Source organism: Rhodopirellula sp. SH410, assembly GCF_055811895.1.
Genome location: NZ_CM147949.1, coordinates 5,019,476 through 5,042,150, shown reverse-complemented (window position 1 = coordinate 5,042,150; position 22,675 = coordinate 5,019,476). Strand labels below are relative to the sequence as shown.

The following is a 22,675-nucleotide window of genomic DNA, read 5'->3' as shown; positions in this document are numbered from 1 at the left end:
CCTGAAAAGATGAACGAGTTCACAAAACATTCGCCGGATTCCATTGCGGGTTTACCTGACGTCATGACAACTGCCCCTCCGCAGCCCTGGTATCGCCGGATAGGCGAACCCGTCGATTCTGCCGAAACGGTGATTTGGTTTCCACATGCGGGTGGTGGAGCGTCGCCCTTGGTGCGTCAATGCCAGCAATTTCCATCTGACGTCAACCTTTTCGCCGCCGCTCTGCCTGGTCGTGAGGCACGCTTTGCCGAAGCGATGCCCGCTTCGCTGCCGCAGTTGATCTCGATTCTGGTAGCCGAACTGCCGCAGCTGCCTCGCCCTCCCGTGCTGGCCGGTCACAGCTTCGGTGCCCTGCTGGCGTACTGCGTGGCCCAGTCCTGTGCGACCCGCGGCGTGGCGGTGATGGCGATGTCGCCGCCGGACCAAATTTCTCGACAGGACTCGATCGTCCATTTAGAAAACGCCGACTTTGCCGAGCAGCTCGACCGCCGCTATGGTGGTATCCCGCAATCGCTGCGTGAGAACAAGGAGGCCATGGAACTGTTCTTGCCCACCGTCCGCCACGATTTGACCCTTTTGGAGTCCTACGTCGACGATAAAGCGAAGGCTCTGAACGTTCCGATTCTGGCGCTCGCGGGGGCGCAGGATGGGCGCGCGACCGCGGCGAAAATGCAAGGTTGGCAGATGCGAACCCGCGGTTCATTCAAGCTGGAATCGCTCTCCGGGGATCACTTCTTTCCGATTGCCCAATTCAATCGCGTGCTGCCGTTGGTTCGTCGGTATTTTGATACAGCGAATTGAGGCGATAAACGTATTCGACCGACGTTTGCAGCCGCTCGTGAGCTCGCGAAATCTCCGGTGTCGGGGCCGCCTCGCCGTTTTTCTTCAACGACACCGGCACATTGACGGACTTCAAGATCACCGTCGGTGCGAAATCGGCATCGATATTCCGCAGCAGGTCTGCGGTGCCATGATGCTGCATCGCAACGCGATCGCCCGCGTGCAAGAATGCTCGCCAACGATTGCGAAACTCGTCCACGCTAACGGCCGTTTCGGCAACCTGTTTGTCGAGCCGCAAGTGATCCATCAATTGCGTATTCTCAAATGCAGTGGACTCGATCGCACATTCAAAACGCTCTCCACTGCCTAGCCGCATCGCAGTCCAGTAGATCGGATGAGGCTGGCCCGATTCACGCTCCCCATACGCCACCACAATATTCCCTAAGTCACCCGTTAAGACTCTCGGGACATTCGCCGAGCCGCGCCGGCGACGCGAGTTCTGACGCCAATTCGTCGTCGTCTCCCTGAGTTGGTCGCCGATCATGCGGTCAAAGACGGATATCAGTCCCGCCAATTCTGAGTTGTCCGGTTCCAGTGCCGTCAGCGCAGATACGGTCGCCTCGAGCGTTGAAAGAGCGTGGGCGTTCGGCTCGCGACGGATCCGATAGCGGCCCGGCGAGGAAGGGGCCAGTCGGTACTGCGGAAGTTCCTGCAATCGCGGGATATCCCGATACAACGTCTTGGCTTGATGCCAGGTCCCATCGAGCACAACCAATTGACTCGGACGACGGTCCGGCGGCAACTCGCTGAGCAACTCGGCATTCGGTCCCGGGTAGAGCAGCCCGACATCGTCGTGGAGCGGCAACGACTCAAATCTCGCGGCGAGCTCCTCGTTGTATGCCACCATCAGTTCACACTGCTGCAGCGACTCGCTCACAATCCTGGCGGTGTTGAAGGGATGAAAGCGTTCGCGACGATGCTGCAGGATGATCACCGACGTGCGGTGATCGACCGGCGTGAGGCAATCACAGAAACAAAGTGAATGTGGGCGGAAACAGCGGAAACAACGTTTGGTGGGCGGTGACATGCGGGGGGATCTTAGCGAACTTCAGGCTTAACGTCACGCTCCCCCCGTCAGCGTTTCGGAATTGTCGACGGCGGGCCGTTGGACGACCTGTTTTCCCACACGGTCCCTTGGACCGCTCACGCCAAAGCGTTTTCGACTCGCTGGACGAGTCCGTTGTCGCGATCCTTGCTACCCGGCAACAGGTACGCGGCACTGGCGAGGTACGCGTTGCGAAACTGCGGCGAGACGGCGTAGAAATCCTCTAACGCGGCTGAACTGAATTTGTAGTCGTGGGCGTCGTTGCCCTTCAGGAATACCAACCGCCGAGCCGCGTCGATGAGCGACTCGGGCCGCCCCCCCAACGCCAAAAAGGTTTGCATTTCGGAAGCGGCTCGGCCGCGGTCACTCGATACCGTGGCAAAGATTTCGTCCACGCTCGGCGCCTCACCGGGTTTGTCCACTGTCGTGGCAATTTCAATTGTTTTCGATGCCACGTTCCCCCGCGACTTCATGGATTCACGGAAGTAGGGGATGAATGCGGCGTTTTGCAGGAGTAGTTCACGGCGAGTTTCGTCCCCAAACGCGGTGCGGTAGGCGTATTGCATCGCATTGGTCGTCGTCGCGGAGTGCAACGAGACGATCCCGGGCTGCTGTCCGAGCATTTCACCGGCAGAGAGGAACAACGCGTCGGTAATCGATTGGGGCGCCACGCCGCCGGCGAGCAACTCAGCCGTCGCTGCGACCGCGTCGCTGGGCGAGGCACTGCGCAGCGTATCAAGCAAGGACCGGGTTGCCCCCGCATCGAGATGGCCCCGATTCCAATCGCCGGGAAGCGTGCGGAGTCGCGTCTGTGTGACTCGCCAGGCCGCATCGGGCTCGAGATCCGTCGTCGATGGGTTGGGTTGACCGTCGTGATTGAGTAGTGCATAGGCGAGCGAGCGAAGCACGGGCTCAGCATAACGCCATCCGATGCACTGGAGAGTCCTGTATGCGTTGGCGACATAGATCGCTTTGTGTCCGATGCTGCGATAGTCGCGGCAGCCATAGTGGGCCAGGATATCGAAGACCTGCGCTGCCGAGGCCGTCCGGCAGAGGGCAACGATTGCGGTGTCGGCAGCCTCCACATCCCATGTGTCCATTGCCTCCGTAAACGCTTCCTTGGCACGGTGCGACGGCGGAACCTTGGCTTCGTCGACGGCCGACATGGTCCAGTCGCCTTCCTGCACATCACGGGCCTGCGACGACTTGAAATAGTCGAGCGCCCAGAAGATCGGCAGCCAGCGATCGGAATCCGGAGAATTGAGGCTGGCCAGGTGCGCGGAATTCACGACCAAGACCGCATGGAACTTGAACCCCACACTCGGGCGAGGTTGAATGTTCCGCACGCCCGCCAACAGCAAGGCGGCTAAGACCTCCCGGTAACTCGTCCCCGACTGAATCTTGGCGGCGAACGTGTCGACCACTTTCTCACGCGGCGTGTCTTCGAGCAAGCGAACCAGGGGTTCAATGTCCGGAGAGAATGCGACTGCCTCGGACGGCAGCCGCGCATCGGCAGCCGATACAGTCGGTAGCCGGCCCAGGAACCCAAACTCAGCCATGGACAACGTGGCGCCAGCAATCCCGGCTGTTTTTAAAAAAGTGCGTCGTTCGTTGATGTCGTGAGGATGTCTCATTTCAAGTCTCCTGTCGGTGTACCGAACTGGCAGAGCGTCGCCCATGATTCTACACATTTTCGCGGGGGTGGGACAAACATTTCATGGCCGCAAGCCGTGGCAGTCACTCCGGCGTCGTTCCATGGCGCGGCCCGCGAAAGTGGCGTCGCGCCGCAGCGAAGTCTGAAATCACGCCTCTCCGAAAATGGTGAGCCTTTGCAAGATTCTAGGGAACGCACCCCCATGCCGGCGGATCGCCGCGGCCAATGCCCATTTGCACAATAGCATGCCGCAGCGATCCGTTTGCGGACCCATTTCGCCACGTTTTCCCCGATTGAATTGACAGAGGTATTCCTTGAAGACTCGAATCCACCGAAGTGCATTTTGCACGTTCCTGCTCACCACAGCGATTGCATTTCCCGCCATGGCGGAAACATCTGCGACCGACCCTGTCGCAGCGGCACGCGAGGGATTGAAGAAGGGTGAGTCCGCCAAGGACTTTGAACTCCCCGCAGTCGCGGGGCAGCTATCGGGTGACGTGCAGTTGAGTAAGGTCAATGCCGACGGGCCAGTCGTCGTCGTGGTGTTGCGTGGCTTTCCTGGCTATCAATGCCCCGCCTGCTCGGCCCAAGTCGCTAACTTGATCAAGCACGCTGATCAGTTTGCAGCCAAAGGTGCCCGCGTCCTCTTGATTTACCCCGGTGCGGAATCGCAACTCGCCCAACGTGCCGATGACTTTTTGCACGGCACGAAGTTGCCCAAGCCGTTTACTTTCTTGATCGATCCGGGCTACGAGTTTACCAATGCCTATGGCCTGCGTTGGGATGCGCCGAGAGAGACTGCCTATCCATCAACGATTGTCGTTGATAAGTCTGGCAAGATTGCGTTCGTCAAGATTAGCGACAGTCATCGTGGCCGCGTGAGCGCGGACGATGTTCTCGCGGCGCTGTAACGAACCCTTCCACGGCATGAGTTTATTTGGTGATCGCCGGTTGCCTGGAAATATTCTGGGCAATTGGCTTGAAGTGCACCGAAGGCTGGACACGACTGTGGCCCAGTGTGTTCACGCTCGTCGCGATGGTTGCGAGCTTCAATTGTTTAGCGATCGCGTTTAGCGATCGCGGTGACAGAAATCAGGATCGGTACGAGCGACGCAATTTGGACGGGCATCGGTACCGTCGGTACGGCGACGCTTGTCTGGACCACGCTCTGGCGAGCGTGGCTACTCATAGCGGATGCCGCGTAGCGGGGGCCCCGTGGGGGCGGCGGCGCGGTACTCGGTCGGCCTGCCTGCCGCTGTCGTGGTCGGTTGCGCCCATGCGGACGGACTCGGTGTTGACACATAGTTGGCTGTCGGTGGAACGCCCGTAATCTGCAGTAGATCGACTCGGTTTGCGGTCGCTGGCATGGTGAAGAGTTGCGGGTCGCCCGAGAGCAATTGATTGATGCTGTAGGTAGCGACGTGCAACTGCATCGCCAGAGGTGGTCCGGCAGCGGGGAACAGTTCGATCTTCACGCGGTGCGGCAGAACGCAGTTGACACCCTCGAAGTATTCATGCTCGCTGGCAAAACTCTTGGCCACCAAGCGACCGTCGGGGGAGTACAAGAAGAGATGAGAGATGTAGCCAGCAGAGGGCTCGATGAAGCACACGCGTTGATAGGTACCCGCGAGGGTTTGCACCGAGTTTCGGACCTCGATCAATCCATCGGTGCGAGTCACCGGACCTGCGACAACGGTGTTCGGGTCGAGTTGGGCCAGTCCAATGGCATCGATCAGCCAGCTCGGGTCAACGGGTAAAATCGCCCGGTCCAGGTTGCTTGCGTACTGTTCATGGTCGGCATAGTAGAGGGTTTGCGACATTCCTTCGGGCACCTCAAACCAAAACTCGTTGGCGTTACTGCCGAGGTCGATACCACTTCCCATAATCAGGGGCACGCTGGCCTTGAGCCGAAAATTTCGATCGCGTTGGAGATGCATCGTCGCAGAGAGCTTCGGCACCGCCGTCATGCTCAGTACATCGAGCGTGGCTGAGTTGGTCGACAGTTCGCGAATCGTATCGGTGCGGTTGACTGCCGCTGCGAGCGCCATGATGTCAGGTGCTTCAGGCAGCACGACTGGCGGGGGCGGCAAATTGGCGACCGTGACCGCGCGTGGGCAGCCACCGCAGCAAATCAGAACAACGGCCGATAGAGTGGCAAGGATCGTGCTGGTGGGTGCATCATGCATTGCGAAAACTGGCTCCCTTGCCAATATTGGATCATTCCACTTCGCGATAAAGTAGATCGACAAGTTGCTCTTGTAGACTTTCCGCTTCGGTCGAGGCAATGTCAGCTACCTCGATCGTGAGGACGGAACCATCCGCACTCGATTCCAGCTGTAATTGATTCCGGGACGAGGGCTCCGCAGCGACAGCGGACGGCTCCTCCCTCGAGGCTGGCTCGGCACGAATCAGTGAGGCGTCCTCGTAAGGTTTGAGGTGCCGTTTTCGCAGCAGCATCAGAGCGAGCAGGTAGCGCATTTTGATCATGGCCGGTTGATCTCCCATCGACCGCAGCAAATCGATCAGGACCTCAGGGGGAGCCAATTCGCGTTTTTTCTCCTCGGGCAGCGGCACTCGGTTCTTCCAATGTCCGATGCAACCCTCCGGCGGGCCGGTCCACGCGTCCGCAGCGATATCGACCCGGCGGAACTCTTCGTCATCCCCGGAAACGACGCTGTAATAATATTCCCCCGGCAGCAGCGGCCGATTGCCAACGCTGCAGCGACGGGTGGTACGGTTAATCTTGTATTCGCCTATCATATTCATCATTCCGAGGTCGCAGGCATCTTTGAGATGCCGCTCAGGACGCTTGGTACCAAATCGCCACTACATACCGAAAGGTCGACGTTGAACTCCCAACCTGCACCCGTGGATTATACCCCTGTTGAGATTGACGAACGTCTCGAAAATGACTTGCGGCAGCTCGTGCGGCTGGCGATTGCCGAGGATCTCGACATCGCGGTCGACTGGACGACGGTAGCGATGATTGATGCTGAGCGTCGCGGCGCATGTCAGATCGTTTCGCGTGCCGACGGAATCGCGGCAGGAATCGCGTTGACCCCTTGGATCATCAACGAATTTGATGCTGACTTGGATGTCGAAGTCCTGATCGGCGAGGGCGAGTCGTTTTCGCCCGGGACGGCTCTGGTCCGACTGTCCGGATCCGCTCGCGACCTGCTCACGAGCGAACGGGTCACGCTGAATCTGCTCTCGCGACTGTGCGGGATCGCGACATTAACGCGGCGGTATGTCGACGAGCTAGACGGAACGAACGCCCGCTTGTACGACACTCGCAAGACAACCCCTGGGATGCGGCGACTGGAAAAATATGCCGTTCGCTGTGGCGGCGGTCACAATCACCGGACGGGGCTATTCGACGGCTTTTTGATCAAAGACAATCACTTGGCGCTGGGGCAGTCTCGCAACGAGCCGAGCGGCCGCGACGAACCGCTGGGCGCTGCGGAAGCCGCACACCGAGCGGTAGCGATGCGGGGCGGTATGATGAACCATCTCGTCGCCCCGTCGATCGTCGAGATCGAAGTCGATCGGTTGGATCAATTGGAAACGATACTCGGCAGTGGGATCGATATCGTTCTGTTGGATAATTTCTCCCTCGAGGATCTGCGGACCGCCGTCGCCGCTCGCGACGCCGCCGGTGTTGCCGTCGAACTCGAAGCGTCGGGCAATATCACGATCGATACCATCGCAAACGTCGCCGCGACAGGCGTGGACCGGATCAGCAGCGGAGCGTTAACCCACCAAGCGACCTCGTTGGACTTGGGGATGGATTGGGCGTGAAAATCCCGGGAACCATGGGCATCGGCAATGAACGACCTGGAAAAAACGATCGAGACACGACACGCTCAACTCACGCAACTGCTCGAGTTAACCACCCAACAGGAAACGGCCATTGCGCACACTCGCATGAACGAACTGATGCGTTTGCTCGCAGAAAAGCAGCGACTCGTCGACGGGTTGGTTGAGTTTTCGGGAAAACTCAGAAGAGACTTCGAATCGTGCCCCGCTCCGCCCGATGTGTCTGACCGGCATCGTGCTAGGAATGAAGAATGCAACGCGATGCACCGGCAACTGATCGCACGCGAGGCAGCGTGCGAGAAATCGCTCGCGAGCCTTCGTCGCGCAGTCGGCGAGCGTTCGGTTCAAGGTGATGGCGTTCGCCGAGCAACGTCCGGGTACACTCAATCCGCTGAACAGCCATCCCAAGGCGATCGACTCGACCTGTCCAGCGATGGAAAAGAATCGTTGTCGGTTGATCAGAATTTGTAGAGCAGCAGTGCCGCGTAATACACGTCGTTGGGCAGCGCACCTTGCGGCGTGCTGTCGTATCGATCCGTCACGGAGAGACGCAGTGAAAGGTTCTCAGAGGTATCAATCAAGGTTTCCCATGCTAAGTCGGCCACGACGCGATAGTCATGATAGTCACGCAGGCTGGGGAAATAGTCCACTTTTGCAATAACCTTTTGACGCTCAGAGAGCTGGCGATCGTAGTTCAACCCCAGCACCGCTTCGGGCGTCCACCGGTCGATGGGAGCACCGAATTCTCTCGATGCACCGAGACCCGCGCGAGTGATCAAGTTCGTTTGGTCGTTGCGAAGCCAATAGTAGCCGAAACCGGCATTCATATTCAGACGCAGATCGAAGGCTTTGAATTTGTCGTAGGCCAAGCCGAGTTTGCCGAATGACGTCCATTTGGTTTTTCCAAGCAGGCGGTCGTATTCGATATTCAGGCGTGCGTTGTCCTCGGTATTGCGTTTCTGGGTGCTGGCCTGGCGGTAGTTAAAATCGATCCCGAGTGTGTAGAGATCGGTTTTACGGTTCATTTCCAGTCCGGTTTGAATGGCGGACGTGACCGCATTTCCGTAACTCCCGTTCAGCCCCAGTTCGGCGTGACTGGTCCAGCCCTTGGTCACCCATCGCCAGGGGATCGCGTACCACTGGACAATTTCTTCCTGCAGCGGTGGTTCCTCCAAAGGAGCTGCCTCGGCGAGGGCCGCGCCGATGGGCAAATCACTGAGGCTGTCCGGCTCGATGTCAGCGGCAACTTCGGCAAGAGCCCCGGTCGAGTCCGTTAAAACAACATCTTCGGCGGCGCCGACGACGTCCCCGGGCGGCAATTCTTCCATCACGGAGACTTGCCCGGGCGGCTGCGACAGTCCGAAATTTTCGTTCCACTCCGTCGGCAATTCTGGCGCTGCGAGAGTCGGTGATGGCGAGCGTGAGGGTGCCGGGGCCGGTGCAGGCAGCGCTTCGTAGCCGCTGCCGTTCCAACTCGATCGCCCCGATTGCCAGCTTGGTACGGGCGACGTCTGCGGCGATGGCGACATTGGCGCAGGCAGTGACTGCTGAGCCGCAATCGGCGAATTCGCCCATAGCACCAGTAACACGCAGACCAGCGGGATGCGATGGACATCGATTCCGCTCGCCCGGCGGTGATTGGGTTGGCTGGGCATAGCTTCCTGAAAAAACAACAGTGGATTCGATGAGGCGAGTTCTAAGGACACCAGGAACAATAAGTGACGGGTTTACCGTAGTGGATCTTGTTAAAGATCCTGTTCTGGATGGATCTTTAACAAGATCCACTATGCCAGTTATTGATCCCGCGTTGCTAAGCACCTGTGCAGAACTTACTCGCATGTGCTTAGGTGATGCGTGCCTAACTAGCAAAGCAGCGGGATGAGGGAAAGAGAGGTTCGTGCCACTCAGACGGTTCCGTCCGTTGTGCCAACGAGGACCCGCACCAAAATCGCGTTCGTGAATCTCGCCCTTGCCTCTGGGCTTGCTGCGATTTACGGGTATCCTGAGGAAATGGAACCCACTCTCGAAAACCGACCGGCCTTGATCTCTCCCGAATTATTGTCTCCAGCGGGCAGTTGGGACTGCGCCGAGGCGGCCGTTGAAAACGGCGCGGATGCGATCTATTTCGGGGTCGATCGTGGCTTCAATGCTCGCTCGCGAGCCGCCAATTTTGGGTTGGGGGACTTGCCTGAACTGATGCGAATGCTTCGCCGGCGGGGGGTGCGTGGCTATGTAACGCTCAATACGCTGGTGTTTCCCAACGAGATGCCGTCGCTCATCGAAGTGGTCACGGCCGTGGCCGAGGCAGGAGTCGATGCGGTCCTGGTGCAGGATTTTGGGGTCGCCCGAGTCGTCCGAGCGATGTGCAGCGAACTTGAGATTCACGCCTCCACGCAAATGAGCCTCACGTCCGCCGAAACAATTGCCGTTGCCGCGGACCTGGGGCTGGCCCGGGTTGTCCTGGCGCGGGAATTGTCGGTCGCGGAGATCGCCAAGATTCGGTCCGCCACATCGATGCCGCTGGAAGCTTTCATCCACGGTGCCTTGTGTGTGGCGTACTCGGGCCAGTGTTTGACGAGCGAGTCGCTGGGCGGGCGGAGTGCGAACCGGGGGCAATGTGCCCAGGCCTGCCGATTGCCGTACGACCTCGTCTGCGATGGCGAAGACCAGGATCTGGGAGACGTGCGTTACCTACTCTCCCCGCAGGATTTGGCGGGTTACGCAGCGATTCCCGACATGATCGCCGCGGGCGTCGATAGCCTGAAAATTGAGGGGCGATTAAAGACGCCCGAATACGTTGCCAATATCACTGGCCATTACCGCCGCGCCATCGATCAGGCGGTTGCTGAGGGCGTGGTGCGAATGAGCGAACGTGACCGGCAGGAAATGGAACTCTCCTTTTCCCGCGGTTTCGCCCCCGGTTGGCTGGAGGGCAACGATCACAAACGGCTCGTGCCGGGCGTGCGAGCGGCCAAGCAGGGGATCGTGCTGGGCCAAGTTCTCGATATTCGCGGTGACGAAATCCGCGTGACACTGGCCGCCGACATTGCCCTTGGTGACGGTTTAGCAATTGCCTCGCTGCCGCCGACAGCCCGCGACGATGCCTACGCCGGTAGCGGATTCGCTGACAACCATCAGGGCGGACGGATCTATTCGATCGCCTTCCATCGTCGACCGACGGATCCTTCATCGGGGAGTGCCAATGCGAAACTGAAGGTGGCAAAGTCGGGAAGTGATGTCTGGATCGGCTTCGCGAGAGGTTCCATCGATTTCCTGCGCATCGAAGACGACGCGATCGTCTTCAAGAACGATGATCCCAAACTCAACAAAAAACTCGCGGCGACATTCGGTGGGAAGCCACGCCGCACTCAACCAATCGATTTTCGCGTGGAAGCGAAAGTTGGTGAGCCACTGCGGCTGACAGGAATCGTTCCTGGCAGTCTGCTCGGGACCGATATCGCGCCGATCCGCTGCGACGTGGTTTCCGACTCGCCTCTTGAGGCCGCACGCAAACATGCGATCACTCACGACGTCCTCGTCGACAAACTCGGCAGGCTCGGTGGCACCGTGTTCCATCTTGGGCGGCTGGATGCGGAGATCACCGGCGCTCCCATCGTGCCGCTGGCGGTAATCAATGCTGCCCGGCGCGAGTTAGTCGAAAATCTGACGGCTTTACTCGAGGCACCTTCCGTTCGTAGCGTTGACGTCGAAGCGGGTGTCGCGTTGACATGCGGATTGCGAGATGATTCCCGTGTACCAGACGCCGCTCCGCCCAAGTTGTCGGTGCTGTGCCGGACGATCGAACAGCTCGAAGCGGCCGTCAGCCTGGGCGTCGATACTGTGATCGCGGACTTTCACGATGTTCGAACGCATCGCGATGCCGTCCGCATCGGTCGTGCCGCCGGCGTGCCCACCTGGATCGCTTCGATCCGTATGCAGAAACCGGGCGAGATGGGCCTGATCCGGCAGATTTTGAAGTATGAGCCTGATGGCATGCTGGCACGAAACCTGGCGGCAGTCGATGCGGCCATCGTCGCAGGTGTCCCGACCGTAGCTGACTTCTCTCTGAACGTCGCCAATCATCGCGCGGCCGAATGGTTGATCGGGCGCGGAGTCGAGCGAGTGACCGCGTCGTACGATCTCAATGCGGATCAACTCGACAGTTTGATTGCGGCGACCCCAGGCAACTGGATCGAAATGGTCATGCACCAGCACATGCCCATGTTCCATATGGAGCACTGTGTCTTCTGCAGCGTGCTGTCACCGGGAACGAACAAGACTAATTGTGGGCGTCCCTGTGACCGGCACGTCGTGCAGTTGCGAGATCGTGTCGGCAAAATGCACGTTTTGCAGGCCGACATCGCCTGCCGCAACACTCTCTACAACGCCACCCCGCAGAGTGCCGCCGACGTGGTCTCGTCCCTGATCGACCGCGGCGTCGGTTGTTTTCGTATCGAGTTGCTCGACGAGTCGGCGGCTCAGGCGGAGAAAACGATCCAGTTGTACCGTCAGTTACTCAAGGGTCAGGTCAGCGGCCCCGACGTGTGGCGAAGTCTAGCAGCTGACAACCGGGTCGGTGTCACCCGCGGAACCTTGGAAGCCAAACGCAATCCGCTTGCCATACTCTGATCGTTCGGCGATATCAGTTTCTGATCGAGCAGCGTTCAGCGAGGAGCCCCCAGGTCGTTCGCATGGGCCCTGTTCGTTTCTGAGGCATGATCGCAAAATGTTTCCAGCGAAACCGATTTTCCGTAATACTGAGGAGTATCCCACATGAAATTGACCAGCACTGCGTTCCAAGAAGGCCATCCGATCCCCGCAAAGTACACCGGTATCGGCGACGATATCTCACCAACGCTCCAGTGGTCGGATGCTCCTGAAAACACACAATCGTTTGCGATCATTTGTGACGATCCCGATGCCCCCAGCCGTGCGAACCCACGTCCAGAAGGGCCTTGGGTCCACTGGGTGATCTATAATCTACCTGCTGATACACGCGAGTTGCCGGACGGCGTGCCACAACTGGCAGAGTTGTCTGCGCCAGTGATCGCCCTCCAAGGCACAAACTGCTTTGATCAAGACAATGTGGGTTACCGCGGACCCTTACCGCCACCGGGAAGCGGCCCGCATCGATATCGTTTCCATTTGTATGCACTCGATCAAGAGATCAGCCTCAGTGCATCGGAGGCGACCAAGGCGACACTTCTCAACGCGATCGATGGCCACGTGCTCGATCAGACCGTACTCCAGGGAACCTTCGAGCAGAAATAGCGATGGTCCAGAAGCGTGCTGCATCACGACTCGGCGATCACGCTGCGGCCACCACGCCGAGTCAGGGAGCATCGCGAGTCCCATGAGTTTCACGCATCGTGTGGGACAGCGTTACTCGCGTCGCCTGCCCCAGTTCTGACGCAGGGTGTCGAGGAGGACTGCGATAATAATCACGGTTCCCGTCACGATTTGCTTGTTCTCGTCTTCGACCGACATGCGGCTGAGCCCTGTTTGTAGGACGGCGATAATCAGCACTCCGAGCAGCGTGCTGATGGCGTTCCCCCGCCCTCCCATCAGACTCGTCCCGCCGATCACACAGGCCGCGATGGCTGAAAGCTCGATGCCAATTCCAGCACCCGGGTCAGCGGCTTCCATGAGAGAAGTGGGCGCCAGTCCTGCCAGCGCGCATAAAACTCCGCTGATCACAAACACCCCAATCGCATACGGCTTGGTGCGAATGCCCGACATCCGCACCGCCTCTTCGTTGGTACCGATCGCGACGCAGAATCGGCCGAACACTGTTTGAGTGAGTAGCAACTGCGCAGCAATGACGCTGATCAGCGAGACCAAGAAAATAGGCGACAGACGCAACGTTTCAATCGGCTCGCTGACGACGGCAATCTCTCGGCCGATCGACAGGGTGTTCGAGTCCAGGATCCTGCGCGTCGCACCTCTGGCGATTTCCAGCATTCCCAACGAGACAATGAAGGACGGAACTCGAAACGAAACCGAAATGGTTCCCGTCAACAGTCCACAGACTCCACCGGTCAAAAGGCAGGCGGGAATCGCGGCCCAAAGAGGCCACTGGTGCTCGGACATCAACGTCCCCAACACTGCGGCCGACAGCGCCATCACGGACCCAACGGAGAGATCAATCTGCCCCATGACCAAGACCAGCGTCATGCCAACGGCGATCAACGTCAGCTCAGGAATCTGATTGGCGATCAGGATTGCCGTACTGGTTTGAAAGAAACTCTCACTACGCAGACTGAAAAACAAGATCAGCAAGCCCAGCACACCAACCAAACCACCGTATTGAAGCAATGCAGCCTTCATACTGTCTCACCCGATAAATATCCCGAAAACGCGGCCTGCATGATCGCGTCGGGCGACCAATGCTCGCGTGAAAAATCAGCAACCATCTTTCCGGCGGACATCACAACGATCCGATCGCAAGTTTCCAAAAGTTCGTCGAGATCGCTGCTGACGATCACGATCGCTTTGCCAGCTTTCGCGAGCGATTCCAAAACTTGATAGATTCGCTGGCGTGCGGCAACGTCGATCCCGCGTGTCGGTTCGTCGAAAAAATACACGTTCGCATCCTGCATCAGCCACTTTGACACAGCGACCTTCTGCTGGTTTCCGCCACTCAATGTTCCGACGGATTGTTCGATTGACGCACAGCGAATCTCCAGCTGATCTGCCATCGTTTGGGTATTCGCTTTCTCACGCGACTTGCGAATCCAGCCGCACCGACTGAGCTTGGTATGCGAGAACCGATGATCATCCCGGGGCTCACCGGCATCGGGTTGTTGAGACGTGACTTCGCTCGCGCGTTGCCGATGACTTTGACCATGAGCCACGAGCGTCGCGTTGACGCGGATGGATTGAGGCAACAGCAGCCCATTCTGCTTGCGATCCTCCGTGACCATCGCCAACCCTGCCCCAACCGCATCAGCAGGGTGTCGAAACCGGCACGGCTCGGTCTGATCTCGCAGGTAGACTTCGCCATCGGTCGGAACATCCGCGCCAAAGATCAATCGCAATAGCTCTGTGCGTCCCGAGCCGACCAGTCCAGCGATCCCCAGTCGTTCACCTTCGCAGACCGAGAAGCATACCTTTCGGACGACGTTGGATCGGGTGAGGTCACTCACTCGCAAAGCGGTCCGGGCCGTTGCGTGAGAGCAGAAATCACTGAGATGCGACGCATCTTCGTCGCCGCTCATCAACTCGACCATTTCTCGGGTGCTGAGCGTCGCGGTTTCTCGTGTGCAAACCAATCGGCCGTCTCGCAGAAAAGTAACGCGATCGGCCATCCGCGAAACCTCCTCCAGCCGATGGCTGATATACACAATCGCAACCCCTTGGTCTCGGAGTTGACTGAGGTGCTCGAACAATCGCTCGGTCTCCCGACCACTCAGCGCCGCAGTCGGCTCATCGAGAATCAGCAATCGGCACTGCTGGTCCAACGCCGCTGCGATTTCAACCATCTGTTGATGTCCAACGCCGAGCGAGTGCACCATCGCATGGGTATCGATATCGGACAAACCGAGCCGGTCCAACGCGACACGGGCTCGGGCGTGAAGGCGACGGCGATTGATGAAGCCGCAACGCACGGGCATCCGGGTCAGCAGGAGGTTCTCGGCAACCGATAGCGAACCGATCAGGTTCAGTTCCTGCTGTACGATTTGAATGCCATTCGCTTCCGCTGACTGTTTGTTGTGGGGATCAAAAGTCTGGCCGTCGAATTGCATCGCCCCGCCTGACCTCACGGCCAAACCGGAAATGATTTTACAAAGCGTACTCTTGCCAGCCCCGTTCGCACCGAGCAGCGCATGGATTTCGCCCGCCGCAAATCCGACGCTCACATGATCCAACACCGTCACCGAGCCATACCGTTTGGTGAGCTGATCGACAACGAGGATTGGTGGTGGTGAGTTCATGGGCAATGTTTCTTGGTGGAATGTGGCCGAACGCTCGGCGGCCGGTCAGTGTGTTTTCCGAGCGCAGCGGGTTCCGCTACCATTTGCCCGCTATTTCTGAAGCGTTTCCGCCGTCACCAGATCAACGGGGGTCTCAACATCGTTCAATTCGCCCTCTGAATTCGATAGCAGATTCAACGCCGCTTCGATTCCAAAGACAGCCAATTGATCGCCATGCTGGTCCGCGGTCGCCAAAATCTTGCCGTCGCGGATCGCTTCTTGAACAGCAGCGATATTATCGAAGCCCACAATCATCACATCGCCTGAGCGGCCGACGCTCTTGGCCGCCGCAATCGCTCCCATCGCCATGCTGTCATTCGCCGCAAGGATGGCCTTGATCTCGGGGTGCTCGCTCAGCATCGACGACGCGATCGTATTGGCTTTGCTCATCTCCCATTCTGCGGACTGGCTGTCGACGATTTTCATACCCGCTTCGCTCATCGCGTCTTCGAAACCCGCCTTGCGCTGGCGACCGTTTTCGGACGTCTGCAGTCCCTCGAGGATGCCAACAGCATCGCCCTGAGTCAGCTTCCCAGCCAAGTGGTCGCCGACCGCTTTTGCACCCGCACGGTTGTCCGGCCCCACAAACGGAATACTCAGTCCCTCGTCTTTGAGCATCTCCGCATCCAACTTGTTATCGATATTAATGACGACAACACCGGCTGACATGGCTCGCCGCAGTGCTGGGATGATCGCTTTCGAATCGGCCGGCGCGATCACGATCGCATCGACGCCGCTGGCTGCCATTTCTTGCACCAACGCCACCTGGCGGCTCAAGTCCCGTTCGTCTTTGATGCCGTTGACCACGAGGTCGTATTGCTCAGCGTGCTCACTCTGGTGCGCTGTCGCCCCATCGGCCATCGTCGAAAAGAACTCGTTGGCCAAGGATTTCATAATCAAAGCCACCCGAGGCTTCTGGTTGACGTCCTCCGCTGCTGGACGATCGGGGGCGTCTCGATCCGCCGTGCGTGCGCTGCAACCGCTGAGCAGCAATAATACCAATAGACATAATCTCATTTTGTTCTCCAAAGTGCTTCTATTTCTTCGTAAGACGCCATGCTCGATTGAGCACCGCGGCGGGAGGCCGCCAAAGCGCCGGCTGCATTTGCAAACCGCACGGCGTCGACGAGACAACCATGCTGCGACCAATGCACCGCCAAGGCCCCAGCGAACGCATCGCCTGCGGCCGTAGAATCCAGCGCCTTGACGCGGTATGCGGGAATGACATGCTGCCGATCGCCTGCGAGCAGTACCGTACCCTTATCTCCCATCGTCACCGCAACGTTCACTGCCCCTTGGGCTTGCAAGAGCCGAGCTGCTGCGGTCGCTTGCTCGTATGATTCGACCGGATGACCCACCATCGCCGCCGCTTCCGACTCGTTCGGGCACAACAAGTCAACTTGAAACAGCTCCGCAGGACAATTTGACGGTGCTGGGGCCGGATCGAGAATCACTCTCACGCCCTCTTGCTTGGCGATCGCGATTCCATCCAGGACCATGTCAACCGGGATCTCCAACTGCACCAGCAACGCATCGCTGCGGGCGATCAACGATCGGGCATTTTCAACTTGATCACGCGTGATGCGATCATTCGCACCCGCCACGACCATGATCGAATTCTGGCCCGTGTCATCGACGGCAATCACAGCCAGACCGCTGGGATCTCCAGCCGAGCGTCGGACATGTTCCGTTCGAATGTCGTGCTGCTGCAAGTTTTCGATCAACCGACCCGCAAACGCGTCGCCGCCGACACATCCGATCATGGCGACGTTTCCGCCCGCCATGGATGCCGCCACTGCTTGGTTCGCTCCTTTGCCGCCGCAGAACTCACTCGACGAAGTCGCCATCACGGTTTGCCCTGGTATGGGAATCGTGTTGCAGCGCACGACCAAGTCCATGTTGATCGAACCAAGTACGGCTATCTTGGGACCGTTGGGGTTCATGGTTTCGCCGGAGGCTGGCTCGACAGTTGTACCAGCGCCTCGATCACGCGAGATTTCTGCTGGTCGCCGATGATCAAGTATCGATCGCGCCCATTCTCGTCTTCCGAAAACGTCGTCACACCGGTGTCGGCGATCGAAACTCGGCCAGGGGCCGACAAGTCAAAATAGCCATGATCTGGCCGCACTGCTTGCAGGACGGAAGTCAAATCCCAAGTGGGGCGATCATGCGGCGGAGGATTGTACAGCTGGTACGCTTCGGCGAGCGGATGATGCGGGACATAGGCATAATCCAGTTCGATGCTGGCGTGCGGATAGGGCAGTGCCAACCCCACTTCGTACCCGCTCCAGAGAATGGGGGTCGGCCACTCAGTGGCGATCTTTTTTGCTGCAGGAATGTCTTTGATGATGTTGTACTCGGGGTGATCGTTCGTGAACGCTCCAGCCATCACCGACAGGAGTCGCACCTTCTTCTTGACCAGCGACACGCCATCGAGATCGCTGTATTCATCAGCCTCCGATGCGAGCAAGTTTGCCAAATTCGTCGAAAAGCCCACTTGCGCGATCACCACCGAACCGTCCTGTTGCGACGCCAAGGCTTTACGGAGCACGGCGACGGCATCGGGTGCCTGTTTGCCAGAAATTAAGTCATGCGGATAGCGATAGTCGCCGCCATCTCGCTTCTCGGCGAGGACATTGAATCGCCCTGCGCTGTTCGTCACGTCGCTGCGGCAAACCCCAATCGGGATGTCGCCCCGACCGTAGAAGGTGTTGACCACGTCGGTAAATGGGGCCGCGAGCTCGTGATCTTTCGTTGTGGTTACAGCCAACAACTCGCACTCACCGCGAGATTGCAATGCATGAATCACCCCCATCGCGAGCACATCGTCGCAGTCATTCCCAATATCCGTATCAAAAATCAATGGGATCGGCCGCTGCGGCTCGGCCGCGTGGGCGGGGATAGGAAGCAGCACGCCAATCAAACCCGCCACAAGCGTGGCGATCGAGCAATGAACCTTCGTTTTCATAATCTGGCACTTTCAATCGAGGAACGTTGGACAACTCTTACTTGAACTTGTTGAAGTTTCGGCGGTGGCATCCGCCCATCTCGTAATGCGGAAACGACCAGCGACGCAGCCTTCTCGCCCAGCTTTTGAACGTCCTGGCAAACCGTTGACAACGGAATCCGCATGAACTCGGCAAAGGGTGAATCGTCGAATGTCATGATCGACAAGTCATCCGGAACACGACGTCCGAGCGCCGCAGCGGCTCGCAATGCACCGAGCGCATTGGGCGTGCTCAAGGCAAACAAAGCTGTGATTTCAGGATGTTCGGTTAGCAGTCGTTTCGCCGATTCGTATCCCGAGAATTCGGTGAAATGATCGCCACACACCCACTGTGGATTAAAGGGAATGCCCGCCGCACGCAACGTCTCACGCAGCCCTTGCAAACGCTCATCGTTCGGCAAAGTGCCGGGCAGACCTTGCAGCACACCAATCTGACGATGCCCATTGGCCAGCAGCAACTTCGCAGCGAGCTCTGCACCCGTTTGATGCTGCGAGGTGACCTGCATCATCTCGCATTGCGGAAAAACACGATCGACCAACACCAGTGGCAATTTCGATTGATGGATCGCGACAAGGTGCTTTGATTCGACACCCACCGGACAGACCACAAGCGCTTCGACTTGTCGCGAGACGAACTCCTGCAACAACTTCTGCTCACGCGATGTCGATTCCTGGCTATCGGCGATCAAAATGGAGTACCGATGCTGCTCAGCGGCGAGTGTGACCTCCCGTGCGATTGCCGAGAAAAAGGGGTTGGCGATGTCAGGCACCACGACCCCGACCAAACCACTGCGCTGCGAGCGAAAGGTGCGAGCCACCTGATTGGGCCGAAATCCGAGCTGGCCGGCAACGCGTCGAACTTCATCGGCGGTCGGTTTGGAAATCCGATACTTCGCTTCCAACCCATTGAGAGCACGCGAGGCCGTCGAAACACTCACGCCCGCAGCGCGAGCGACGTCGCTGAGCGTGATGGTTGATGAGGTTTCAATCGCCATGGCATTGTTTGACGGATTATCCGGTGACCGCACTGCACAATCACTCTGCACAACCGGTTGTGCAGGGCAATAATACCTGCCCTCATCACCAGTCGCAAGCACACCGGATCCACTGCGGACAGCTTCCGAACGGGCGGAAGACTGCCGTCTGAGCTTGTGGTCGAACGCTTCGAGGTCGAATGTTCCGAGATCGAACGCTTCGAGGTCGAGAGTGTTCGGCCGTTTCTCTTCCGCCGGATCCCTACCGAGAAGGATCTCGCCCGTATTGAAAATACAGAGTCACTGAGTGGACGTTGAGGTTTATTCATCCGCGTTCAACCAAGGCGACTGAGTCAATTGGGACGTGCATTCGGTTCCGAAGTGCGCCTCATGATCCAGATCAAATTCACGTTCGCTTCGATTCCGTTGACTCGGGGCGTCAACGAACGTGAACGCACGATTAAAGTGATCGAATCCTCGCGTCATGATGCACAGATTGTCCTGGCAATGGGGCAATCCAAACGCATGAGACAGTTCGTGCAGCGTCGCGCCGATCGTCGTCGACGCCAAGCCCCAAATCACATCTCGCCCGTTGCTGTCATTGTGGATCGCGGTGGTCGCATATGACGTGGGGTCTTGAAAGCACTGCAGCGATTGCTCCAGTGAACTGGGCCAACTGAACACCGACGCACTGCCAAATAAACCGAGGTTGGCCCCGCCCAGGGCCGTATGAGCTTTCATTTCCCCTGACTCCGGATCCTTGCGAGTGTACGCGGCCAAGACGACGTTCTTGGCCATGGGATCGGGATGTTCACGGTTGATCCACCTCCGCACGTCCTGCCACCAATCTTGTGAGTCCATCGCGTAGTAGGCTTCTTTGGTCTCAGGTTGAGCCCAGGTGTGGACGATCGGCCGCTCGTTACTATCCCGCTCGAGACGGAACGTTTGCGGGGGCAGGCCCAGTGCCATCATCCGGTCGGCGGTAAACGCCTGCATCAATTCAGCCGCCGTCGCCAGTTTCGCCGCGTAATCCTGCGGGCTTTGATCGGTAGGGGTTGCGAACTCCGTTTCGCCCGTTGAGTCGGTCATCCAAACCAACCGCACGTAGTGTGGATTCGTCGCGGGTTGATAGCGAAGCGTGAAGGTTTGATCGCCGATGGAGATGGTGTTTGCCCCTTCCTTCAACCGCACCAGTGCCTTGAACCGGCCCGCCTGCCAAATCGAGGGCGAGACGGAATCGCCTACGCGGACCTGTGGCGATTGCTCGCTCACAGGCTCCTCGTCCAGCGCTCCCCGCAACAACACGACCGGATGCCGAACCAAGGTGCCATCGGGATAGTTACAGTCAAAATCGGCTGCCGCCGAGAGGGATGAAAAGACGACTGTGGCGGCACATAGGCTCGCCAACACGATACGGTTGAAACTCATAGTGATGGATGCCATCGGTCAGGGGTTAAAGAAACAAGCAAAAACAGTCGGAGACGGCTGTGAATGAAACCTACCGCGGTCGGCGCGTCCGAGCAAAACGGTGCGGCTCCCGTCTTCCCGCTTCACGCGGTGGATCGAACGTGGGTGTGGACGGCGAGCGACTGATTGTCTCTCGCCTAGGAACGAGCGGGAAATAAGTGGCCGAACGCTCCGCGCTCGGAATGGTCGACCGCAGAGCATTCAACCACGATATCAGACAGTAATTTCCCGCTCGTTCCCTATTGAGCATGAGGTTTTGAATCATGCCGAGAGCGGGTTTCACTGAAGATGGGGTCGATCCACTGGGACTTGGTCGTCGCCTGCCAAGTCGGCGCATCGAGCGGAATCAGCGGTTTGGTTTGTGGAAGTTTCCTACCGGCACTTCGAGTGTGCTGCGTCGCGACAATTCCAATGACGTCATGCTGGCGATCCCACCACATCATCGTGCCGCTCGAGCCACTGTGAAAGATCCATTCTGTGAGCGCGTCGTCACCCTTGGGGCCGAGCGTAAAGCCGAGTCCGTAGAACGCACCTGGTTTTTGACGTCGATACATGCGTTCGAGAGCGGCTGTGTCGACGAGCGAGCGATCCCCTACACGTCCGCCGCTGCGATGCAATAACAGGAAACGCGCCAAGTCATCGAGGGTCGAGACGACCCCGCCACCAACGCTCTTGTAGTCACCATCAGGAATCGGCTCGCGATCGAGCTGCCGGCGAAAACCTCCATCGCTACGCCACTGCCAATAGAAACTCGGCATCGTTTGGCGAACCGCCGCATCCGGATAATACGTCGTCTCGGTCATGCCCACAGGCTCGCAGAGCTCTCGCTGCAGCACCTCGTTGAGCGGTCGATCGCAAACGCTCTCAATAATTCTCCCCACGATGTCGTATCCAATGCCGCTGTAGGCAAACGATTGGCCAGGCGGACGCGCCATCGGCATCGCGGTCTCGATCTCGACCACTTCGGCAAGTGATTTTCCATGGCCGGTATACACCAGCCAAGGACGCCCGCCTTCGTCGTAGTCGGAGATGAACCCGGCGGTGTGTTTCAGGCACTCAGCGATCGTTGGCAGCCGTTGCGGTCGATCGCCGGAGACCAGCCGCAAACGCGTCGCTGACGGCAGGTACCGATCAATCGGCGAGTCTAAATCAAGGTGCCCCTGATCAGCGAGCAGGACCGCGAGGGTGGCAATGATGGGTTTTGATAAAGACGCAATTCGGAACGGCACAGCGGCGGAGAACGGTTGCTCCCGGCGCAGATGCGCATAACCGAAGCTCTCGCGAAAGATGACTTCGCCCCGGTGCAACAACAGAATCGAGCCGCCCGGAACGAGGCCCTTGCGAACACTCTCTCGCAAATGAGATTTCAATGATGACCTTGCCTCCGGTGCAAGACCGTGCTTCGCCCAATCACCGATAGCTAAGTCCTCTCCGCGTGTGACGACGGTCACCAAAAGCCAAAAAACACACGGCAGCAGCAGTGATTTCATATCGCAGGAATTGAATTTGGAACGCTCATTCGGGGCGGGAAGGTGGAACACGTGCATCCTATCCGGATAACAGAAACATCAATGTGAATGGCGTTCGCACTCGGGATCGCATGCGACGGGGGCAATACTCAATGACCAATCGACATATCATAGCGAGATGTCGACGGAACACGAAACGCGACATCGAATCGTGATCGGAAATCACCCGGCTTCATCGTCATGGAGATTTCACGAGCGACCCCCACGCTCAAGCAAGGGGATGCCGCGTCAGCGCAGGCCTCGAACGTCAGCGACAAGCTCAGCTGGCAGATCGTGTCACGAACGAGTAATATGCGGACCCTCAAAGTGAGTTTCCAGCCCGACCGTGACGTGATTACGGCATCACTTTGCGCCTAAAAAAACGACCCGC

At 58.4% G+C, this 22,675-nt stretch carries 21 protein-coding genes and 1 pseudogene; 8 read left to right on the top strand and 14 right to left on the bottom strand.

The window, feature by feature from the left end:
• The first annotated feature begins 63 nt into the window (after positions 1–63).
• Complete coding sequence (locus tag SH410x_RS18425) at positions 64–801, top strand: thioesterase II family protein (protein WP_473669694.1); 738 nt, start codon at positions 64–66, stop codon at positions 799–801.
• Here SH410x_RS18425 and SH410x_RS18420 read toward each other — a convergent pair.
• The gene (locus SH410x_RS18420) at positions 752–1,867 is read right to left on the bottom strand and encodes a tRNA-uridine aminocarboxypropyltransferase (RefSeq protein WP_473669692.1); all 1,116 of its coding nucleotides are present in this window, start codon (positions 1,865–1,867) and stop codon (positions 752–754) included. The two genes, SH410x_RS18425 and SH410x_RS18420, sit on opposite strands and share 50 nt — an antisense overlap.
• Before the next feature lie 116 nt (positions 1,868–1,983).
• On the bottom strand, positions 1,984–3,519 hold the full coding sequence (locus SH410x_RS18415; RefSeq protein WP_473669690.1) for a hypothetical protein: 1,536 nt from the start codon (positions 3,517–3,519) through the stop codon (positions 1,984–1,986).
• A gap of 334 nt (positions 3,520–3,853) precedes the next feature.
• Here SH410x_RS18415 and SH410x_RS18410 point away from each other — a divergent pair, with 334 nt between their 5' ends.
• Together SH410x_RS18410 and SH410x_RS18405 are read left to right on the top strand one after the other, a co-directional pair.
• Positions 3,854–4,450, top strand: a complete 597-nt coding sequence (locus tag SH410x_RS18410) for a redoxin family protein (RefSeq protein ID WP_473669688.1) — start codon at positions 3,854–3,856, stop codon at positions 4,448–4,450.
• A 29-nt stretch (positions 4,451–4,479) separates the two neighbouring features.
• Positions 4,480–4,551, top strand: a pseudogene (locus SH410x_RS18405) (hypothetical protein); the annotation flags it as partial.
• Positions 4,552–4,596: 45 nt separating this feature from the next.
• Here the strand turns inward: SH410x_RS18405 and SH410x_RS18400 are convergent.
• Genes SH410x_RS18400 through SH410x_RS18390 form a run of 3 tightly spaced genes read right to left on the bottom strand, consistent with a single transcriptional unit; the run spans position 4,597 to position 6,308 of the window.
• Positions 4,597–4,728: a hypothetical protein gene (locus tag SH410x_RS18400; RefSeq protein WP_473677448.1), complete on the bottom strand. Its 132-nt coding sequence runs from the start codon at positions 4,726–4,728 to the stop codon at positions 4,597–4,599.
• Positions 4,721–5,725: a hypothetical protein gene (locus SH410x_RS18395; RefSeq protein WP_473669686.1), complete on the bottom strand. Its 1,005-nt coding sequence runs from the start codon at positions 5,723–5,725 to the stop codon at positions 4,721–4,723. The genes SH410x_RS18400 and SH410x_RS18395 overlap by 8 nt, the downstream gene beginning before the upstream one ends.
• A 31-nt stretch (positions 5,726–5,756) precedes the next feature.
• Complete coding sequence (locus SH410x_RS18390; RefSeq protein WP_473669684.1) at positions 5,757–6,308, bottom strand: hypothetical protein; 552 nt, start codon at positions 6,306–6,308, stop codon at positions 5,757–5,759.
• A gap of 99 nt (positions 6,309–6,407) precedes the next feature.
• Between SH410x_RS18390 and SH410x_RS18385 the strand changes: the two genes are divergently transcribed.
• On the top strand, positions 6,408–7,337 hold the full coding sequence (locus SH410x_RS18385) for a nicotinate-nucleotide diphosphorylase (protein ID WP_473669682.1): 930 nt from the start codon (positions 6,408–6,410) through the stop codon (positions 7,335–7,337).
• A 27-nt stretch (positions 7,338–7,364) separates the two neighbouring features.
• Entirely contained in the window at positions 7,365–7,826 is a 462-nt protein-coding gene (locus tag SH410x_RS18380) for a flagellar export chaperone FlgN (RefSeq protein ID WP_473669680.1), read from the top strand.
• On the opposite strand, the gene SH410x_RS18375 is transcribed toward SH410x_RS18380, so the two are convergent.
• Positions 7,814–9,010 carry a DUF481 domain-containing protein gene (locus tag SH410x_RS18375; RefSeq protein ID WP_473669678.1) on the bottom strand — a complete coding sequence of 399 codons (1,197 nt, stop codon included), beginning with the start codon at positions 9,008–9,010 and terminating at the stop codon, positions 7,814–7,816. The genes SH410x_RS18380 and SH410x_RS18375 overlap by 13 nt on opposite strands.
• A gap of 355 nt (positions 9,011–9,365) precedes the next feature.
• Here SH410x_RS18375 and SH410x_RS18370 point away from each other — a divergent pair, with 355 nt between their 5' ends.
• Both SH410x_RS18370 and SH410x_RS18365 read left to right on the top strand, forming a co-directional pair.
• Entirely contained in the window at positions 9,366–11,984 is a 2,619-nt protein-coding gene (locus SH410x_RS18370) for a U32 family peptidase (RefSeq protein WP_473677341.1), read from the top strand.
• Positions 11,985–12,128: 144 nt separating this feature from the next.
• The gene (locus SH410x_RS18365) at positions 12,129–12,626 is read left to right on the top strand and encodes a YbhB/YbcL family Raf kinase inhibitor-like protein (protein ID WP_473669676.1); all 498 of its coding nucleotides are present in this window, start codon (positions 12,129–12,131) and stop codon (positions 12,624–12,626) included.
• A 111-nt stretch (positions 12,627–12,737) separates the two neighbouring features.
• Here the strand turns inward: SH410x_RS18365 and SH410x_RS18360 are convergent, their stop codons facing one another.
• The 8 genes from SH410x_RS18360 to SH410x_RS18325 all read right to left on the bottom strand — a co-directional run bounded on the left by SH410x_RS18360 (position 12,738) and on the right by SH410x_RS18325 (position 22,146).
• Positions 12,738–13,682 (bottom strand): ABC transporter permease, encoded by a 945-nt coding sequence (locus SH410x_RS18360; RefSeq protein WP_473669674.1) that lies wholly within the window; start codon positions 13,680–13,682, stop codon positions 12,738–12,740.
• Entirely contained in the window at positions 13,679–15,289 is a 1,611-nt protein-coding gene (locus SH410x_RS18355; RefSeq protein ID WP_473669672.1) for a sugar ABC transporter ATP-binding protein, read from the bottom strand. Before SH410x_RS18355 ends, SH410x_RS18360 begins: the two co-directional genes overlap by 4 nt.
• Positions 15,290–15,379: 90 nt before the next feature.
• A complete protein-coding gene (locus SH410x_RS18350; protein WP_473669670.1) occupies positions 15,380–16,345 on the bottom strand; it encodes a sugar ABC transporter substrate-binding protein in 966 nt (321 codons plus the stop codon).
• Positions 16,342–17,271 (bottom strand): ribokinase, encoded by a 930-nt coding sequence (gene rbsK, locus SH410x_RS18345; RefSeq protein ID WP_473669668.1) that lies wholly within the window; start codon positions 17,269–17,271, stop codon positions 16,342–16,344. The genes SH410x_RS18350 and rbsK overlap by 4 nt, the downstream gene beginning before the upstream one ends.
• Positions 17,268–18,296, bottom strand: a complete 1,029-nt coding sequence (locus tag SH410x_RS18340) for a nucleoside hydrolase (RefSeq protein ID WP_473669666.1) — start codon at positions 18,294–18,296, stop codon at positions 17,268–17,270. Before SH410x_RS18340 ends, rbsK begins: the two co-directional genes overlap by 4 nt.
• Positions 18,293–19,330: a LacI family DNA-binding transcriptional regulator gene (locus tag SH410x_RS18335; protein WP_473669664.1), complete on the bottom strand. Its 1,038-nt coding sequence runs from the start codon at positions 19,328–19,330 to the stop codon at positions 18,293–18,295. Before SH410x_RS18335 ends, SH410x_RS18340 begins: the two co-directional genes overlap by 4 nt.
• 300 nt (positions 19,331–19,630) lie before the next feature.
• Positions 19,631–20,752: a metallopeptidase gene (locus tag SH410x_RS18330; RefSeq protein ID WP_473669662.1), complete on the bottom strand. Its 1,122-nt coding sequence runs from the start codon at positions 20,750–20,752 to the stop codon at positions 19,631–19,633.
• 263 nt (positions 20,753–21,015) lie between these two features.
• A complete protein-coding gene (locus SH410x_RS18325; protein ID WP_473669660.1) occupies positions 21,016–22,146 on the bottom strand; it encodes a serine hydrolase domain-containing protein in 1,131 nt (376 codons plus the stop codon).
• Positions 22,147–22,485: 339 nt separating this feature from the next.
• Here SH410x_RS18325 and SH410x_RS18320 point away from each other — a divergent pair, with 339 nt between their 5' ends.
• Positions 22,486–22,662 carry a hypothetical protein gene (locus SH410x_RS18320; protein ID WP_473669658.1) on the top strand — a complete coding sequence of 59 codons (177 nt, stop codon included), beginning with the start codon at positions 22,486–22,488 and terminating at the stop codon, positions 22,660–22,662.
• Positions 22,663–22,675 lie beyond the last annotated feature (13 nt).

Excerpts from the sequence above, each read along its gene's own strand:
- SH410x_RS18370 (WP_473677341.1), top strand. The coding sequence starts at position 9,366 with ATGGAACCCACTCTCGAAAACCGACCGGCCTTGATCTCTCCCGAATTA.
- SH410x_RS18355 (WP_473669672.1), bottom strand. The coding sequence starts at position 15,289 with ATGAACTCACCACCACCAATCCTCGTTGTCGATCAGCTCACCAAACGG.
- SH410x_RS18330 (WP_473669662.1), bottom strand. The coding sequence starts at position 20,752 with ATGGCATCCATCACTATGAGTTTCAACCGTATCGTGTTGGCGAGCCTA.
- rbsK (WP_473669668.1), bottom strand. The coding sequence starts at position 17,271 with ATGAACCCCAACGGTCCCAAGATAGCCGTACTTGGTTCGATCAACATG.
- SH410x_RS18390 (WP_473669684.1), bottom strand. The coding sequence starts at position 6,308 with ATGATGAATATGATAGGCGAATACAAGATTAACCGTACCACCCGTCGC.
- SH410x_RS18375 (WP_473669678.1), bottom strand. The coding sequence starts at position 9,010 with ATGCCCAGCCAACCCAATCACCGCCGGGCGAGCGGAATCGATGTCCAT.
- SH410x_RS18350 (WP_473669670.1), bottom strand. The coding sequence starts at position 16,345 with ATGAGATTATGTCTATTGGTATTATTGCTGCTCAGCGGTTGCAGCGCA.
- SH410x_RS18415 (WP_473669690.1), bottom strand. The coding sequence starts at position 3,519 with ATGAGACATCCTCACGACATCAACGAACGACGCACTTTTTTAAAAACA.
- SH410x_RS18360 (WP_473669674.1), bottom strand. The coding sequence starts at position 13,682 with ATGAAGGCTGCATTGCTTCAATACGGTGGTTTGGTTGGTGTGCTGGGC.
- SH410x_RS18320 (WP_473669658.1), top strand. The coding sequence starts at position 22,486 with ATGGAGATTTCACGAGCGACCCCCACGCTCAAGCAAGGGGATGCCGCG.
- SH410x_RS18420 (WP_473669692.1), bottom strand. The coding sequence starts at position 1,867 with ATGTCACCGCCCACCAAACGTTGTTTCCGCTGTTTCCGCCCACATTCA.
- SH410x_RS18400 (WP_473677448.1), bottom strand. The coding sequence starts at position 4,728 with ATGAGTAGCCACGCTCGCCAGAGCGTGGTCCAGACAAGCGTCGCCGTA.
- SH410x_RS18395 (WP_473669686.1), bottom strand. The coding sequence starts at position 5,725 with ATGCATGATGCACCCACCAGCACGATCCTTGCCACTCTATCGGCCGTT.
- SH410x_RS18340 (WP_473669666.1), bottom strand. The coding sequence starts at position 18,296 with ATGAAAACGAAGGTTCATTGCTCGATCGCCACGCTTGTGGCGGGTTTG.
- SH410x_RS18335 (WP_473669664.1), bottom strand. The coding sequence starts at position 19,330 with ATGGCGATTGAAACCTCATCAACCATCACGCTCAGCGACGTCGCTCGC.
- SH410x_RS18425 (WP_473669694.1), top strand. The coding sequence starts at position 64 with ATGACAACTGCCCCTCCGCAGCCCTGGTATCGCCGGATAGGCGAACCC.
- SH410x_RS18380 (WP_473669680.1), top strand. The coding sequence starts at position 7,365 with ATGAACGACCTGGAAAAAACGATCGAGACACGACACGCTCAACTCACG.
- SH410x_RS18365 (WP_473669676.1), top strand. The coding sequence starts at position 12,129 with ATGAAATTGACCAGCACTGCGTTCCAAGAAGGCCATCCGATCCCCGCA.